Origin of the sequence: Microbacterium sp. NPDC057407, assembly GCF_042803895.1 — a bacterium.
GTDB lineage: Bacteria > Actinomycetota > Actinomycetes > Actinomycetales > Microbacteriaceae > Microbacterium.
This window is the reverse complement of sequence record NZ_JBHVCA010000005.1, coordinates 1-14,274: the sequence shown is the minus strand read 5'-3', so window position 1 is coordinate 14,274 and position 14,274 is coordinate 1. Positions and strand designations below refer to the sequence as shown.

The 14,274-nt window shown below is 70.2% G+C and carries 15 protein-coding genes and 1 tRNA gene; 7 read left to right on the top strand and 9 right to left on the bottom strand.

Features of this window, described 5'->3' with window-relative positions:
- Nucleotides 1–810 carry a protocatechuate 3,4-dioxygenase subunit beta gene (gene pcaH / locus ACFUTX_RS13245; protein WP_378865397.1) on the bottom strand — a complete coding sequence of 270 codons (810 nt, stop codon included), beginning with the start codon at nt 808–810 and terminating at the stop codon, nt 1–3.
- Between the two features lie 113 nt (nt 811–923).
- Between pcaH and ACFUTX_RS13240 the strand changes: the two genes are divergently transcribed.
- Together ACFUTX_RS13240 and ACFUTX_RS13235 are read left to right on the top strand one after the other, a co-directional pair.
- Nucleotides 924–1,676 (top strand): IclR family transcriptional regulator, encoded by a 753-nt coding sequence (locus ACFUTX_RS13240; RefSeq protein ID WP_378865394.1) that lies wholly within the window; start codon nt 924–926, stop codon nt 1,674–1,676.
- A gap of 85 nt (nt 1,677–1,761) precedes the next feature.
- Nucleotides 1,762–2,940, top strand: a complete 1,179-nt coding sequence (locus tag ACFUTX_RS13235; protein ID WP_378865391.1) for a 4-hydroxybenzoate 3-monooxygenase — start codon at nt 1,762–1,764, stop codon at nt 2,938–2,940.
- A gap of 360 nt (nt 2,941–3,300) precedes the next feature.
- Here the strand turns inward: ACFUTX_RS13235 and ACFUTX_RS13230 are convergent, their stop codons facing one another.
- The 3 genes from ACFUTX_RS13230 to dinB all read right to left on the bottom strand — a co-directional run bounded on the left by ACFUTX_RS13230 (nt 3,301) and on the right by dinB (nt 6,388).
- Nucleotides 3,301–3,783 carry a DUF4411 family protein gene (locus ACFUTX_RS13230; RefSeq protein WP_378865389.1) on the bottom strand — a complete coding sequence of 161 codons (483 nt, stop codon included), beginning with the start codon at nt 3,781–3,783 and terminating at the stop codon, nt 3,301–3,303.
- Nucleotides 3,780–4,928: a helix-turn-helix domain-containing protein gene (locus ACFUTX_RS13225; protein WP_378865386.1), complete on the bottom strand. Its 1,149-nt coding sequence runs from the start codon at nt 4,926–4,928 to the stop codon at nt 3,780–3,782. The genes ACFUTX_RS13230 and ACFUTX_RS13225 overlap by 4 nt, the downstream gene beginning before the upstream one ends.
- A 263-nt stretch (nt 4,929–5,191) precedes the next feature.
- Complete coding sequence (dinB, locus tag ACFUTX_RS13220; protein ID WP_378865383.1) at nt 5,192–6,388, bottom strand: DNA polymerase IV; 1,197 nt, start codon at nt 6,386–6,388, stop codon at nt 5,192–5,194.
- A gap of 137 nt (nt 6,389–6,525) precedes the next feature.
- Between dinB and treS the strand changes: the two genes are divergently transcribed.
- Nucleotides 6,526–8,832: a maltose alpha-D-glucosyltransferase gene (gene treS, locus ACFUTX_RS13215; protein ID WP_378865380.1), complete on the top strand. Its 2,307-nt coding sequence runs from the start codon at nt 6,526–6,528 to the stop codon at nt 8,830–8,832.
- Between the two features lie 115 nt (nt 8,833–8,947).
- Here treS and ACFUTX_RS13210 read toward each other — a convergent pair whose 3' ends face one another.
- Together ACFUTX_RS13210 and ACFUTX_RS13205 are read right to left on the bottom strand one after the other, a co-directional pair.
- On the bottom strand, nt 8,948–10,186 hold the full coding sequence (locus tag ACFUTX_RS13210; RefSeq protein ID WP_378865377.1) for a phosphotransferase: 1,239 nt from the start codon (nt 10,184–10,186) through the stop codon (nt 8,948–8,950).
- Nucleotides 10,187–10,247: 61 nt separating this feature from the next.
- Nucleotides 10,248–10,619: a nuclear transport factor 2 family protein gene (locus ACFUTX_RS13205; RefSeq protein WP_378865374.1), complete on the bottom strand. Its 372-nt coding sequence runs from the start codon at nt 10,617–10,619 to the stop codon at nt 10,248–10,250.
- Between the two features lie 72 nt (nt 10,620–10,691).
- Here ACFUTX_RS13205 and ACFUTX_RS13200 point away from each other — a divergent pair, with 72 nt between their 5' ends.
- Entirely contained in the window at nt 10,692–11,402 is a 711-nt protein-coding gene (locus ACFUTX_RS13200) for a lysophospholipid acyltransferase family protein (RefSeq protein ID WP_378865372.1), read from the top strand.
- A 61-nt stretch (nt 11,403–11,463) separates the two neighbouring features.
- Here the strand turns inward: ACFUTX_RS13200 and ACFUTX_RS13195 are convergent, their stop codons facing one another.
- The 3 genes from ACFUTX_RS13195 to ACFUTX_RS13185 all read right to left on the bottom strand — a co-directional run bounded on the left by ACFUTX_RS13195 (nt 11,464) and on the right by ACFUTX_RS13185 (nt 12,694).
- Complete coding sequence (locus ACFUTX_RS13195) at nt 11,464–11,736, bottom strand: ribbon-helix-helix domain-containing protein (protein WP_378865369.1); 273 nt, start codon at nt 11,734–11,736, stop codon at nt 11,464–11,466.
- A gap of 109 nt (nt 11,737–11,845) precedes the next feature.
- Nucleotides 11,846–11,918, bottom strand: a tRNA-Arg gene (locus tag ACFUTX_RS13190).
- Nucleotides 11,919–12,058: 140 nt separating this feature from the next.
- Complete coding sequence (locus ACFUTX_RS13185) at nt 12,059–12,694, bottom strand: asparagine synthase (RefSeq protein ID WP_378865366.1); 636 nt, start codon at nt 12,692–12,694, stop codon at nt 12,059–12,061.
- A 206-nt stretch (nt 12,695–12,900) separates the two neighbouring features.
- Here ACFUTX_RS13185 and ACFUTX_RS13180 point away from each other — a divergent pair, with 206 nt between their 5' ends.
- The 3 genes from ACFUTX_RS13180 to ACFUTX_RS13170 all read left to right on the top strand — a co-directional run bounded on the left by ACFUTX_RS13180 (nt 12,901) and on the right by ACFUTX_RS13170 (nt 14,256).
- Complete coding sequence (locus ACFUTX_RS13180; protein WP_378865363.1) at nt 12,901–13,095, top strand: hypothetical protein; 195 nt, start codon at nt 12,901–12,903, stop codon at nt 13,093–13,095.
- Between the two features lie 161 nt (nt 13,096–13,256).
- Nucleotides 13,257–13,676 carry a DUF4383 domain-containing protein gene (locus tag ACFUTX_RS13175; RefSeq protein WP_378865361.1) on the top strand — a complete coding sequence of 140 codons (420 nt, stop codon included), beginning with the start codon at nt 13,257–13,259 and terminating at the stop codon, nt 13,674–13,676.
- Nucleotides 13,677–13,686: 10 nt separating this feature from the next.
- Nucleotides 13,687–14,256, top strand: a complete 570-nt coding sequence (locus ACFUTX_RS13170; RefSeq protein ID WP_378865359.1) for a hypothetical protein — start codon at nt 13,687–13,689, stop codon at nt 14,254–14,256.
- Nucleotides 14,257–14,274 lie beyond the last annotated feature (18 nt).

Here is a 14,274-nt window from a genome sequence, read left to right as displayed (position 1 = left end):
TCACTCGCCCTCCGGCTCGAACCAGGTCGCGTCGGGGCCGTCGACGACGATGTCGAAGCGGTACCCGGTCGACCACTCCGGTGCGGTGAGGTCGTGGTCGTAGACCCCGACCAGGCTGTCGCGGTCCTGCGGGCGCCAGATCGTGTTGTAGATCGGGTCGAGCGCGAAGAGCGGGTCACCCGGGAAGTACATCTGCGTGACCAGCCGCTGCGTGAACGACGAGCCGAAGATCGAGAAGTGGATGTGCGCCGGACGCCATGCGTTGAGATGGTTCTTCCACGGGTACGGGCCGGGCTTGATCGTCGTGAAGAGGTATTCGCCGTCGTCGTTCGTCACGGCCCGCCCGGCGCCGGTGAAGTTCGGGTCGAGGGGCGCGGGGTGCTGGTCGCGCTGGTGGATGTACCGGCCCGCGGAGTTGGCCTGCCAGATCTCGATGAGCTGATTCGCGACCGGGCGTCCCCACGAGTCGAGCAACCGCCCGCGCACGGTGATGCGCTCGCCCAGCGGCTCGCCCGCGTGCTGCAGGGTCAGGTCGGACTCGATCGCGGCGACGTCGCGCTGCCCGAACGCGGGCGACAGCAGCTCGATCGTCTCGGGGTCGACGAGCTTCGGGTTCTTCGTCGGGTGCCGCAGGATGCTGGAACGGTACGGCGCGAAGTCGTGCATCGTCGCCGGCAAGGTCTCGCCCGCGGCCTCGCGTCGGGCGTAGTCGGCGTGGAGCTCGCCGATCTCACGGGTGATCTCGGACTGGCTGGCCTGGTCGGGGGCCGCGAGCAGGGTCTCGGGCGCCGCCGCGGTGGGTGGGGTCACGGGTCTCCTTCGACGCGATCGGATGCTGCACCCATCGTGCGCGCTTCCGTCGGCGTGTTGCGGAGTCGTCCCACTGAATGGGAATGTCGTTCGCCGAGTGCCATGCTGAGCACATGGCGAACTCTCCTTCGGGGGACTCGGTCACCGACCGCCTGGTGCGGGTGCTCGAGACCTTCACCCCCACCCGCACCGCGCAGACGGCCGCCGAGATCGGACGCCGCAGCGGCCTGCCGAGCTCCACCGCGCACCGCATCGTCGGCGAACTCGTCGATGCGGGCCTGCTCGAACGCGACGACGAGCGGCGGGTGCGGATCGGCATGCGGCTGTGGGAGCTCGCCACGCGCTCCTCGCACGCGCTGCGGCTGCGGCAGGCGGCACTGCCATACATGGAGCGGGTGCAGCAGCGGGTGCGAGAACACACGCAGCTGGCGATCCTCGAGCACGACGAAGCGCTGTTCCTCGAGCGGCTGAGTGCCCCGGCATCCGGTTCCAATGTCACCCGCGTCGCCGGACGCCTGCCGCTGCACGCCTCGTCGTCCGGCCTCGTGCTGCTCGCGTTCGGCGACCGCGACCTGCAGGACCGGATCATGTCGGCGCCGCTCGCGAGGCTCACACCGCGGACGCCGGTCGACCCCGCGCAGCTGCGTCGCAAGCTGTCGGAGGTGCGGACGGTCGGGCACGCCATCGCGCCCGGATACATCGAAGAAGTCTCGACCGGCGTGGCCGTGCCGGTGCGCGACGAGACCGGCGCGGTGATCGCGGCGCTCTCGGTCGTGCTGCCGCGCGACGCAGAGGTCGAGTTCGCCCTCGTCGAGCTGCACCGGGCCGCGCGCGACATCGAGCGATCGCTCGGATACCGGCGCTGAAAACTTCCCGTTGATCGGGAGGACGCGCATGGGATCGTCGCCGGGCACCGCACACTGAAGCGGTTCCCACGTCGAAGGAGACGACATGCCCACGACGCTCCGCACCCGCGTCGCCATCATCGGCGCCGGCCCCGCCGGCCTGCTGCTTGCTCACCTGCTCGCCGCGGCCGGCATCGAGTCGATCGTCATCGACCAGCGCACCCGCGAGCAGATCGAGAGCACCATCCGCGCCGGCATCCTCGAGCAGGGGACGGTCGAGATCCTCGAGTCGAGCGGCGCCTCCACCCGGGTCCGCACGGTCGGCAGCCGCCACGACGGCATCGAGCTGCGCTTCGCGGGCGAAGGCCACCGCATCGACTTCGACGCGCTCGTCGGCCGATCGGTCTGGCTCTACCCCCAGCACGAGGTGCTGAAGGACCTCATCGCGGCACGCCTCGCGGGCGGCCAAGACCTGCGGTTCGGGGTGACCGCGGAGCGGGTGGAGGACGCGCCGTCCGCTCGTCCCCGCGTCATCGCGACCGACGCCGACGGGTCGCGCCTCGTCATCGAGGCGGATTTCGTCGTCGGGGCGGACGGGTCGCGCAGCGTCGCGCGCGCCGCCGTCAGTGGATCGTCGACCGGCGGGTACTTCCGCGAGTACCCGTTCGCGTGGTTCGGCATCCTGTGCGAGGCGCCCCCGTCGGCGCACGAGCTCATCTACAGCAACTCGCCCGACGGGTTCGCGCTCGTCAGTCAGCGCAGCGCCACGGTGCAGCGCATGTACTTCCAGTGCGACCCCGAGACCGACCCGGCGGCGTTCAGCGAGGCGGAGCTGTGGGACGCGATGCAGAAGCGCGTGCCCGGCACGACGCTTCAGGAGGGCCCGATCTTCCAGCGGGACGTGCTGCGGTTCCGCAGCTTCGTGGCGCATGAGCTGCTGCGCGGCCGGGTCGCGCTCGTCGGCGACGCCGCGCACACCGTGCCACCCACCGGCGCGAAGGGCATGAACCTCGCCGTCGCCGACGTGCTGATCCTCGAACGGGCGCTGCGGGCGCTGCTGCTCGACGGCGACGACGGTCCGCTGACCGCATACCCGGAGCAGGCGCTGCACCGCATCTGGAAGGCCCAGCACTTCTCCTGGTGGATGACGAACATGCTGCACGTGGCACCGGATGCCTCGGACTTCGACCGTCGCCGCCAGCTCGGCGAGCTGCGGTCCGTCGTCGAGTCGACCGCCGCCCGGGCGTACCTCGCCGAGGCCTACACGGGGTGGCCGCTGCCGTGAGGCGGCGGGTGCGGCTGACGCTGATGGGCGGGGTGAGTTAGGAGGAGCGGTGCGCCTCTGGCGCAGGTTCTGCACGCGCGTGCGCTCGACGCGCGCGCACGCGCGCCTCGCAGCCACATCGAGCGTGCCGATCGGAAATGATTGACATGCTGTTCCCGCGTAGGAGTGATCAGGACTCACTCTCGCGCGATACGCCAGTGACTCCAGCCGATAGTTCAGAACCCGGCGGCACTTGCGGCGAAGTCGTGTAAGCCTTGGTCAGAGGCTGACTGGCACCGAGGACGTTCACCTGGGCCGTAGTGCATCGGGCGGACTCTCGCGGACTCGCGAACCGATTGAAGGGGTGACACGTGCCGGGCCTCAGCCGATGATCCAGTCCTCGCGGACGATCATGTCGACGAGTCGGCCATGCTGCACGCCTCGCTGGGCGCAGACGTACGGGATTTTCGGCTTCCCGGGCCCACCGTTCGTCTCACCGGAGATCACCATGTAGGTTTCGTGCTCGGCCACGGCGATGACGAACGGGTCGGCGCCGTTCTTTCGTCCTTGCTTGATCCACGTGGGGTACTCGAGCCCGATCTCACCTGCGATAGCGGCGACCTCGGCAGTGGTCGGGTACACGCAGCGTGATCGGTTCATGCCGGGTTCTTGGCACCACTCCTTGAGCGGTGCGTCTGCCCTGATCGCTTCATTCCAGGCCTCTTCGGAAACTCGGAGCCGACCTTGGTCGATGAGGTCGTCCATCCTGTCCCAGAATCGCGGGAAGTTCCGGAACGGATAGAAGCGCTCGATGCCGTCGATGAGCGCGCTCGTATCGACCGAATAAACGGTGTCGGGTCTCACGCAGCCCCCGCAACTTCCGCGAGCTTCCCAAGTTTGTCGTATGACACCTCAAGCAGCTGCGCGACGTCGCGCGCGCTGATGGCACCGTCGTCGTGAGCTCGGAGGATGGTTCTAATGAACGGGCGCCCCAGATCGCGGGCTTTCAACTGGTAATAGATCGGGACGTCTTTATCGGCGTTGGCGTCCTTCTCGTCGCGCTTGTACTTCTGGTATGCCTCGCGAAACACCGGCTTCATCTCTTGGTATTCGTCCCACGTCGCCAACTTGAGATCAACGAGGCGCAGCAGACCAGACTCAGCGCTGGCACCGAACCCATGCGCCAGGCCGGCGAGGTCGGCGTACCTCGTTCTGTCGACGCCTTGAGCGGCACGGGCGAAGGCCTTTGCCGGCATAAGCGCGGCTGCAGCGGCTTCGTCGCAGTAGCGCTCCTCCGGAGAGGCGGCATCTCGCGAGAGGTCGCAGAGGCCGCTGTGTCGACGGCCGACGTGAACAAGCTCGTGCAGCAGGGTGTAAATCTTCCCTCGGGGCCAGTCAGCGCCGTTCAAGGCGATCACGGGGGCGGGTCCATCTCCTAGTGAGAACCCGCGCATCTCGTCCATGCTCACGTTCTGCACCTGTATAACGAGGTAGCCCCGGCGCTCGACGACGCGGACAAGGTGTCGGAGAAGGTCCTCCGGACGGAGCAGCACTCTCGATGGCACGTCATTTAACCCGAGCGCCTCGCGCAACACGTGTCCGGCGTCGGCCGGGGAGGCGCCATCGTCGAACAGGACGACATCCGGGGATACGAAGGGCGTCTCGGTACCTTCCTCAATGACTTCCTGGATCGCGTCTTGCTGTCGGCGCGCACGAAGGATGGCCCGGCGAAGCGAAGTGGACTCGCCGGAAGCCGCTGTGCTCGGTCGGCGGAAGTCAGGCAGATCGAAGATCTCCTCGTTTCGAGGGGGCGCCTCGACGAACAGCGCCGCGAACGGGCGGTCGTAAGCGTCAGCCGCCCTGCGCAGTTGGATGATCGTCGGCTCGACCTCGCCGTGCTCCCACTCCACGATCCGATCGGCTCGCACGCCGATCCGCTTGGCCGCCTGCTCGACACTCAGTCCAGCTGTGCGCCTCGCCCATTCCAGAACCTGCGGCTGCACGGCCATGCGTCGATGCATCACATCGATCCCCCCGTCGCCACACTCAGGATGCTACACAGGTCCGAGCGTGCCACGGTGGACGGACAGTGGCCGACTTCTGGCGGTGTGCGCCCATCTGGCGCGTCGGGGGACAACAGTCGAGACGGAACGTCGTGCCGTGCCGTTGAGGCGCGATGATTGCGCAGGGTTTAGATCCGAAGCCGGTTCCGTGCCCTCGCGAAGAAACGGTCGGGCGGGATGTGACCGGCGCGCCGGGTTCGGAGCCGGGGTCACTCGTGCTCGGGGAGCAGCGGGGTCGACCACCCGGGGTCGCGGCCGAGTTGGGTCGCTCGCGACACCGACGCGGAGCCGAACTTGTCGCGCACGGCATCCAGTACGGTGTCGAGGCGCAGGCCGTCGTCCCAGTCGATCGGGAGCTCGGGCTGCACGCTGTCGGCGCGACCGAGCTGCGACAGTGAGACGCCGATCAAGGTGATGCCGCGTTCCTCGATCTGGGGCTGCGCGGCGGCGAGCAGCCCACGCGCGATCGTGAGCAGCACGGCGGTGCGATCGCCCGGGGTGCGCATCGTCCGCGACCGCGTGGCCCTCGTGTAGTCGCCGAACCGTAGCCGGAGCACGACGGTGCGACACACCCGCTCCTTCTCGCGGAGGCGGCGCGCCAAGCGGTCGACGATCTGGCTCAGGATGACGTCGAGCTCCTCCGGCGAGCGCGGCGCGGTGCCCAACGCCCGCTGCGATCCGATCGAGCCGCGGCGCCGCGTCGTGTCGACCGGGCGGGGATCGCGCAGCCGAGCGAGCGCGTGCAGGTGCGCGCCGGCGGCCTTGCCCAGCAGGCGCTCCGCGGTCGCCGCCTCCAGCTCGGCGAGCTGGCCGACGGTGCGGATGCCGAGCCCGTGCAGCTTCTCGGCGGTCTTCGCCCCCACGCCCCACAGGCGTTCGACCGGCAGCGGCAGCAGGAACTCCTCCTCGCGTTCCGGCTCGACCACGAGGAGTCCGTCGGGCTTGCTCACCGCGCTCGCCACCTTCGCGAGGAACTTCGTGCGGGCCACCCCCACTGAGATCGGCAGCCCGACCTCGGCGCGCACCCGCTGCCGCAGGAGCACCGCGATCTGCTCGGGGGTGCCCGCGATGCGGCGCAAACCGCCCACCTCGAGGAAGGCCTCATCGATCGACAGCCCCTCGACGAGCGGAGTGGTGTCGCGGAAGATGTCGAACACGGCACGGCTCGCCGCCGAGTAGGCCTCCATCCGCGGCGGCACGACGATCGCGTCGGGGCACAGATCGCGGGCCTGCCGCCCACCCATCGCGGTGCGCACGCCCCGGGCCTTCGCCTCGTAGCTCGCGGCGAGCACCACCCCGCCGCCGACGATCACCGGCCGACCGCGGAGCGCCGGCGCGTCCCGCTGCTCCACCGACGCGTAGAAGGCGTCGAGGTCGGCATGCAGCACGGTCGCCTCGCCCCGCATCCGCCTCCCCCTCGCTCCCCCGCATGCTCCCACCGACCGACGACATCGCCCCGGGCCGCGGCATCCGCCCCATAATCCCTCTCGCCCGACCACGCCAGTCCCTCGCGCCGGAACGCCCGGATCAATAACGTCGAAGGATGGCGCACGACGAGCTCCGTCCCGAGGACCTGTACACCGGCCCCATCGACCTGGCCGGGATCGAAGCGATCGAGAGTGAAGACGCCGAACACGAGATTCCGGAGATCAGCTACGACGAGCAGCGGTATCCGGCGCGGCCGCGCAGGCTGCGTCCGAGGGATCACCTGCGGGGCAGCAGTGTGCGGCGCATCCGCACCGACCCTCGCACGGCGAACGGCACCAACCCGTCGTACGTCGAGTGGCTCGTGCGGCAGGCGATGCTGAAGGACGCCGACGTGCTCGCCCGCCAGCTGTCGGGCCAGCCGACGATGTGGCGCAACGCCTACGCCCGGCCGGACGCCCGGCGTGCCATAGCGACGAGCGACGTGTGGTTCACGGCGTACCCGATCTCGCTCATCACCCGCCCGGGGCAGTCGTTCCTGTCGGCGCTCGGCGACGACGCGCTGTGGTCGACGTTCGAGCGCATCGGGATCACCGCCATCCACACCGGACCGGTGAAGCGGGCCGGCGGAATCGCCGGCTGGCTCGAGACGCCCAGCGTCGACGGTCACTTCGACCGCATCAGCACCCAGATCGATCCGACGTTCGGCACCGAGGACGAGTTCCGCGCCCTGTGCGACGTCGCCGACGGTCACGGGGGCAGCGTGATCGACGACATCGTGCCCGGACACACCGGCAAGGGGGCCGACTTCCGCCTCGCCGAGATGGGGTTCAAGGACTACCCGGGCATCTACCACATGGTCGAGATCCCGCCCGAGGACTGGGCGCTGCTGCCCGACGTGCCCGAGGGGGTCGACAGCGCCAACCTCGACCCGGCGACCGAGCACGAGCTCGCCGAGCGCGGGTACATCATCGGGGCCCTGCAGCGCGTGATCTTCTACACCCCGGGCGTCAAAGAGACGAACTGGAGCGCCACCGCTCCCGTGATCGGGCCCGACGGGATCACCCGGCGCTGGGTGTACCTGCACTACTTCAAGCAGGGGCAGCCGTCGATCAACTGGCTCGATCCGACGTTCGCGGGCATGCGGCTGGTGATCGGCGACGCGCTGCACTCGCTCGGAGAACTGGGCACGAGCGCGCTCCGCCTCGACGCGAACGGGTTCCTCGGCGTGGAGAAGAGCGCCGAGGGTCTGCCCGCGTGGTCGGAGGGGCACCCGCTCTCGCACGCCGCGAACCACATCATCGCCGGCATGGTGCGCAAGGTCGGGGGGTTCACCTTCCAGGAGCTGAACCTCACGATCGAGGACATCCGCGACACCGGCGCGGTCGGCGCCGATCTGTCGTACGACTTCATCGGCCGGCCGGGCTACCATCACGCGCTCGCCACGGGGCAGACCGAGTTCCTGCGTCTCGCGCTGACCGAGTCGATCCGGCACGGGGTGCAACCGGTGCAGCTCGTGCATGGCCTGCAGAACCACGACGAGCTGACCTATGAACTCGTCCACTGGGCGACGCGTCACGGCGACGACCTGTTCCACTTCCGCGGGCGCGACATCTCAGGAAGCCAGCTCGCCGAAGAGGTCCGCGCCGACCTCACCGAGAGCCTCACCGGCACCGCCGACTACAACCGGGTGTTCACGCAGAACGGCATCGCCTGCACGACCGCGTCGCTCATCGCCGCGACGCGCGGCATCGAGCGGCTCGACGACATCACCGACGACGACCTGCCCGCCATCCGCGACGCCCACCTGCTGCTGTGCGCCTACAACGCGTGGCAGCCGGGCGTGTTCGCCCTGTCGGGCTGGGACCTCACCGGCATGCTCACCGTGCCGTCGGAGGAGGTGTCCGACCTGATCGCGGCCGGCGACACCCGATGGATCGAACGCGGCGCCCACGACCTCCTCGACGTCGACCCCGACGCCCGCCGCTCGGCGGCCGGGATGCCGCGCGCCCGCTCGCTCTACGGCGCACTCCCCGCGCAGCTCGACGACCCCGAGTCGTTCGCGTCGCGGCTGGCCGGCATCCTCGACCTGCGTCGTACGCACGGCATCGCCAGCGCGTCGCAGATCGACATCCCCGAGGTCGCGCACGCCGGGATGCTCGTGCTCGTGCACCGCCTCGACGACGGGGATGCACACGCGGATGCCGCGACCCAGGTGACGGTGCTCAACTTCTCGCACGAGCCCACCGAGGGCACGGTCCGATCGGAGCAGATCCTTCCCGGCAGCGACGTGATCGACGCGGCCACCGGCGATGTCATCGGACGCGTGGACGACCTGTGCAGCTTCTCGGTGTCGCTCCCCGCGTACGGCGCGACGTTCCTCCTCCTGCGTCCGGAGGAGACGGATGCCGCGACCCACGCGTAGCGGCGATCTCTGGGCGCACCGGCCGTCGAGATTCGAGGAGACACGCCGTCGACCGCCGCCCGGGAGGCGGCCGCCTCGGCGTTTCTCCTGATTCTCCGACAGCGGACCCGGTGCGTCAGCGGAGCGCGGCGTCGATGCCGGCCAGCGGCACGGGCAGCCAGTCGGGGCGGTTGCGCGCCTCGTAGATCGACTCGTACACGGCCTTGTCGAGGATGAGCGCGCGCAGCAGGACAGGGTCGAGCTCGGCCGCCCCGGCCGCCACGTAGGCGTCGACGAAGGCCGTCTGGCACTCCGCCGCCCACGCGCCGGCGTCGGGTCCGGCCGCCACAGCGCCCGCGTAATCGAAGGAACGGAGCATCCCGGCGACGTCGCGGGGCGGCAGATCGGGGATCGCACGCTCCTCCATCGGGCGGAGCGGTTCGCCCTCGAAGTCGACGATGCGCCATCCGGCGCCGGGCACGGCGAGCACCTGACCCAGGTGCAGATCGCCGTGAATGCGCTGCAGCCGCGGCCATGGCCGGGCGAGCGCCGCCTGGTAGACCGCCTCGATCGCGTCGCGCCGCTCGGCGACGGCGGGCACCTCGGTGGCGCCGATCCGCAGGCGGCGGCGCCACGCCGTGCCGACCGCGGCGACCTCTGCCGGTCCGGCGTCGGCGGTCTCGAGCGCGGCGCCCAGGGCGCCGTGCACACCGGCGACCGCCGTGCCGAGGTCGCGGGCCGCGCCGGTGAAGTCGCGCCCTTCGGCCGCCGCTTCGAGGGCGACAGCCCACCCGTCGCGCACGCCGGGCAGGAACTCCTGCGCGAAGGCCAGGGTGCCGTGGGCGACGCCGGACTCGCGACCCACGTCGGGCCACTCCGCGTCGATGCTGCCGAGGAACCGCGGCACATAGGGCGAACCCGCGTTGCTGAGCACGCGCTGCACCGTGACATCCGGGTTCTCGCCGTGGTGGAGCGTGCGGAAGAGCTTGAGGATGATCGTCGGCCGGCCGTCTTCGTCGAAGACGATCGACGTGTTGGACTGCTCCCCGGTGAGCACCCGCGAACCCGTCACGCGGCTGACGTCGACGCCCATCTCGGCCAGCAGCGCCTTCGCGAACGCGGCGTCGCGCGCCGCGTCGGTGAAGAAGCCGGATCCGTTGCGGCCGACGACGGCGGCCGGGTCTTCGGGCTCGGCCACCACGGACAGCGGCACGTGATACAGGGTCGGCCGGGCGCCCTCGTCGTCCATCAGCAGATAGCGTGTCGCCCCGCCCGCCGGTTGCGTCTCGAGAATCCGGAACCGCGGTCGGTGGCTCTTCCCGGCGTACCACCGCTGCCGCGCCACCCAGGCGCCGAGGTCGTCTGCGAATCCCACACTTCACCTTGGCCGGTGAGCGGACCGACCGGAAGGGGCTGGACGCGGCATCCGCCTCCCGTTATGCGTCGCCGTCGGACTCGTCTTCGCCGCGCGGCGTCATGAACCACTCGACGAAGCGAATGGCCCGACCGTCGGGAGCGAACCACACCTCCCACAGGTTGGAGTAGGTCGCGTGACCCGGATACTCGACGGTGCCCTTGATGACGGCGAGCCGGTCGTCTTCGATGAGGACCGACAGGTCGTGAATCGGGTCGGTCGGCTCGGGCTCGCGCCACATCTCGACGATCGCGTCGATTCCGGCCACCGGCGCGGGGTCGTCGGGGCGGAACCAGTACTCCGCGTCGTCGGTGAAGATCGCCCGCACGTCGGCCTCGTCCTTCGAGGCCCACGCCCTGACATAGCCGTCGAGCCATTCGTTCGCACGTGTCATGCTCCGTGTCTACCCCTACCCACCGACACGGCCCGCGCCGGAGCATCGACCGCTCGCCGCTAGAGTGGCGAGGTGGTACAGCCCGCACCGACGAGCCCCGCACCCGCGCCGCGGCCGGGAGCCGTCTACTTCCTCGGCCGGGCTGTTCTGCGGCCGCTGTTCTGGCTGCTGTACCGCCCCCGAATCGTCGGTCGCCAGCACGTCCCGGCGCACGGGCCGGTGCTGCTCGCCAGCAACCACCTGTCGTCGCTCGACACGGTCATCATCCCGACCGCCGCGAACCGTCCGGTGCAGTTCCTCATCAAGTCGTCGTACTTCACCGGTCCCGGTGTGCTCGGTCGGGTCAAGCGCTGGTTCTTCCGGTCCATCGGCGGCGTCCCCGTCTACCGCGCGACCGGCCGCGACGCGCGGGCCGCGCTCGATGCGGGCAGCAGCATCCTGCGCGCCGGCAGCGTCTTCGCCGTCTTCCCCGAGGGGACCCGCTCCCGCGACGGCAAACTCCACGAGGGCCACGGCGGCGCGGCCTGGATGGCGCGCGACACCCGGGCGACGATCGTCCCGGTCGGCCTCATCGGCACAGGCACCGCCCGACCGTTTAGCCACCTGCGTCCTGGCAGGGCACGCGTCGAGGTGCGCTTCGGCGAACCGCTCGACCTGTCCGACCTCGAGGGCGTCCCAGACGGCAAGGCCCGCCGCGAGATCACCGAGCGCACGATGGTCGCCATCGCCGGCCTCAGCGGCCAGGAGCGTTCCGGCAGCGTCAACGCCTCCTCGCGGGACTGACCCCGCGCTCCTCAGGGGAGCAGATCGAGCATCCGCGGCCGCGCCTTCGTCGCGTGAATGATCAGTTCGTTACCGCCGCGTACGCGGCGAGTGCATCGCGGATGAACTCAGATCGGGTCTTGTGCGCCCGAGCCGCCAGCGCGTCCAGCTCTGCGAGCTCCTCGCTCGTCAGCCGCAACGCGACGACCTGGGACGGTTCCGCGCCGCGGCCAGGGCGGCCGCGACCGCGCCTCTTCAGTGCCTCGACGTCGTATCCGGCTTCAGCCTCGGCCGCCCACTCGGCGATCTGCCCTTGTGTGACCGGCTGACCGTTGATGGTTTCACCCGTGCTCATAGGAGAATCGTAATACGAAAAGCCGTCACGGACCAGCATCTGTACGATTCGGGGCAAACAGAAAGCCCGCGGCCTCAGCCGCGGGCTTTCTCACTGTCTCAACACAGTGCGCGCCCGAAGGGACTCGAACCCCTAACCTTCTGATCCGTAGTCAGATGCTCTATCCATTGAGCTACGGGCGCATGGCTTCCGCCGTAGCGCAAACCGACGTCCAGAATACCCGACGGCGGCCTGCGGAGCGAATCGGGCGAACGGATGCCGGAATCCCGGGCGTGTCCGCACACCCGAGGTCATCCGCCCCCGAGGTCATCCGCCGCCGACCTCATGCGTCGAGCTCGGTGAGGTCGATGCCGCCCGCCCTCGCGGCAGGCGCATCCTCGACCGGCCCGGCATCCTCGCCGGCGCCCGCCTCGCCCTCGGCGACCTTCCGCCGATGCGCGGCGAGACGCGGCAGATCGACCAGGCGCAAGGACTGCATCCGGGCGGCCCGCATGGTCTCGTAGTCCGGGTCCAGATCAGGACGCATGCCCTCGGCCCGCAGACGACGCTGGAGATTCGCTTCGACGTCGCCCCACGCGGCATCCCTCGACTGCTCCACCAGGGTGCGCACGGCGTGCGGGTCCTCCGCGATCCGACGCAGCTCCTTCGCCACGCCGACGTACTGGCGATGACGCTTGCGCAGGTTCCGCATGTCGCGGTCGCGGTAGTCGTGAGTGCCGTCGGGATCGGTGAACTTGCCCCACGCCTTCTTGCGCTGACGTTTCGCGAGGGCCGCGGCCTCCTCCTGCTCCTCCGCGAGCGCGATGAGGGTGTCGTGGGCGAACGGCGCGATCCGCGAGATCTCGAACGGCTCGTCGTGCGCGATGGTCTCGACGAGGATGTGGTTTCGCACCGCGAGCCGCGCCGCCGCAGACGCGATGGACACGCCCTCGGCGATCGCCTCCGCGGTCTTCCCCATCGCACCTCCCCCTCCGAGGCTAGCGTCCGCGGCCACCCCGCGAGCGCACCGGCCGGACCCCGGCGTGATCAGGTCGTCATGTGTGCGCTGCTCCGCGATACCAATCCCCCGAACGCGGCGCAACCCCCACCGTCGCGTTCCGGGCGACCCCTAGCGTCGGAGCACTGTCCTCCACCAGGGGACGGTCCTTCACGAAAGGAGCGCCAATGGGAATCCTCGATGACGCCAAGAACGCGGCCGGAGCCGTCGGCGACAAGATCAAGGACGCGTGGGAAGACACCACCGACCGCGTCGGAGACAAGGTCGACGAGATGAAGGCCGACGCAGAGGTCCGCAAGGCGGAAGCCGAGCGCGACTCGGTCAAGACCCGCAATGACTTCAAGGAGGGTCTGCGCGACTGACCCGCAGACCTCGCCACGGCCCGGCCGTGGCGCCCGCCGAGGGGCCCCGCTGATTCGCTCGGGGCCCTGGCACCACCCGGAGTCCAAACCGATCCGGGCCGCAGATCCGAACAAACCCCAACCACGCGGCATCCGTCGCACAGCACACAGGAGAAACGCACATGCGCTCGTCACCCAACCGTCTCGTCGCCACCATCTTCGGCGCCGTCTACCTGCTCGTCGGACTGCTCGGCTTCACCGCAACGGCCGGAGTGGACTTCATCGCCACCGACGGCGGTCTTCTGCTCGGCATCTTCGAGGTGAACCCGCTCCACAACATCGCCCACCTCCTGATCGGTGCGGCGCTGCTCATCGCGGGCCTCCGCAACGCCCGTGCCGCCAAGACCGTCAACATCATCGTCGGCGCGGTCTACCTGCTGCTCGGTATCGTCGGGTTCTTCCTGGTCGACACCCCCGCGAACATCCTCGCGCTGAACACCCCCGACCACTTCCTGCACCTGGCCAGCGCCCTGGTGCTGCTCGGTGTCGGACTGGGTGCGGAGCGCAACGTCCGCACCGACGTCCCCGGCCGCGCGGTCTAAGGGATTCCTCATGACCGCCACGATCCCCGCATCGGAGCAGCCCGGCATCGTCCGGGCACCCCGGACCGCCGGCGCCTTCCACGGCGCGGGCGCGTCGTGGGCGGCCGTGGCGGCGTGGGGCGCCGGGCTCATCGAGCTCGCCGTCGGCGCCGGCGCGCTGACGCAGGGAGGTGCCGCCCGGGGGGCCGGCATCGCTCTCGTCGCGCTCGGCGCCGGCGGGCTGGCGTGGGGCGCCGTCACTCTCGCCCGCGGACGCATCGTCGTCCCGCGGACGGCAGTGGCCGGCGCCCTCGCCGGTACCGCAGCGGTCGTCGCCGCGCTTGCGGCCGATCCGGTGCGCACGAGCGTGCTGGCCGCCGCTTCCGCCGCGGCCCTCCTCCTCACGATCGCCTTCGCGTGCGCGGCCCGTGTGCGAGCCGCGAGCCGCGGGCGGACGGATGCCGCTCCCCCGCGCGTCTGGGCGATCCTGGTCGCCGCGACCCTGGTCGCGGGCGTCGTCACCCCGGCGCTGGGCGCCACCGAGGCCGGCCGCAACGCCGTTCCGCACGGCGAGCACTTCGTCGACCCCGGCCACCACTGAATCCGACTTCGGCCGTCC

Excerpts from the sequence above, each read along its gene's own strand:
- ACFUTX_RS13240 (WP_378865394.1), top strand. The coding sequence starts at position 924 with ATGGCGAACTCTCCTTCGGGGGACTCGGTCACCGACCGCCTGGTGCGG.
- ACFUTX_RS13235 (WP_378865391.1), top strand. The coding sequence starts at position 1,762 with ATGCCCACGACGCTCCGCACCCGCGTCGCCATCATCGGCGCCGGCCCC.
- ACFUTX_RS13225 (WP_378865386.1), bottom strand. The coding sequence starts at position 4,928 with ATGGCCGTGCAGCCGCAGGTTCTGGAATGGGCGAGGCGCACAGCTGGA.
- dinB (WP_378865383.1), bottom strand. The coding sequence starts at position 6,388 with ATGCGGGGCGAGGCGACCGTGCTGCATGCCGACCTCGACGCCTTCTAC.
- treS (WP_378865380.1), top strand. The coding sequence starts at position 6,526 with ATGGCGCACGACGAGCTCCGTCCCGAGGACCTGTACACCGGCCCCATC.
- ACFUTX_RS13205 (WP_378865374.1), bottom strand. The coding sequence starts at position 10,619 with ATGACACGTGCGAACGAATGGCTCGACGGCTATGTCAGGGCGTGGGCC.
- ACFUTX_RS13195 (WP_378865369.1), bottom strand. The coding sequence starts at position 11,736 with ATGAGCACGGGTGAAACCATCAACGGTCAGCCGGTCACACAAGGGCAG.
- ACFUTX_RS13185 (WP_378865366.1), bottom strand. The coding sequence starts at position 12,694 with ATGGGGAAGACCGCGGAGGCGATCGCCGAGGGCGTGTCCATCGCGTCT.
- ACFUTX_RS13180 (WP_378865363.1), top strand. The coding sequence starts at position 12,901 with ATGGGAATCCTCGATGACGCCAAGAACGCGGCCGGAGCCGTCGGCGAC.
- ACFUTX_RS13175 (WP_378865361.1), top strand. The coding sequence starts at position 13,257 with ATGCGCTCGTCACCCAACCGTCTCGTCGCCACCATCTTCGGCGCCGTC.
- ACFUTX_RS13170 (WP_378865359.1), top strand. The coding sequence starts at position 13,687 with ATGACCGCCACGATCCCCGCATCGGAGCAGCCCGGCATCGTCCGGGCA.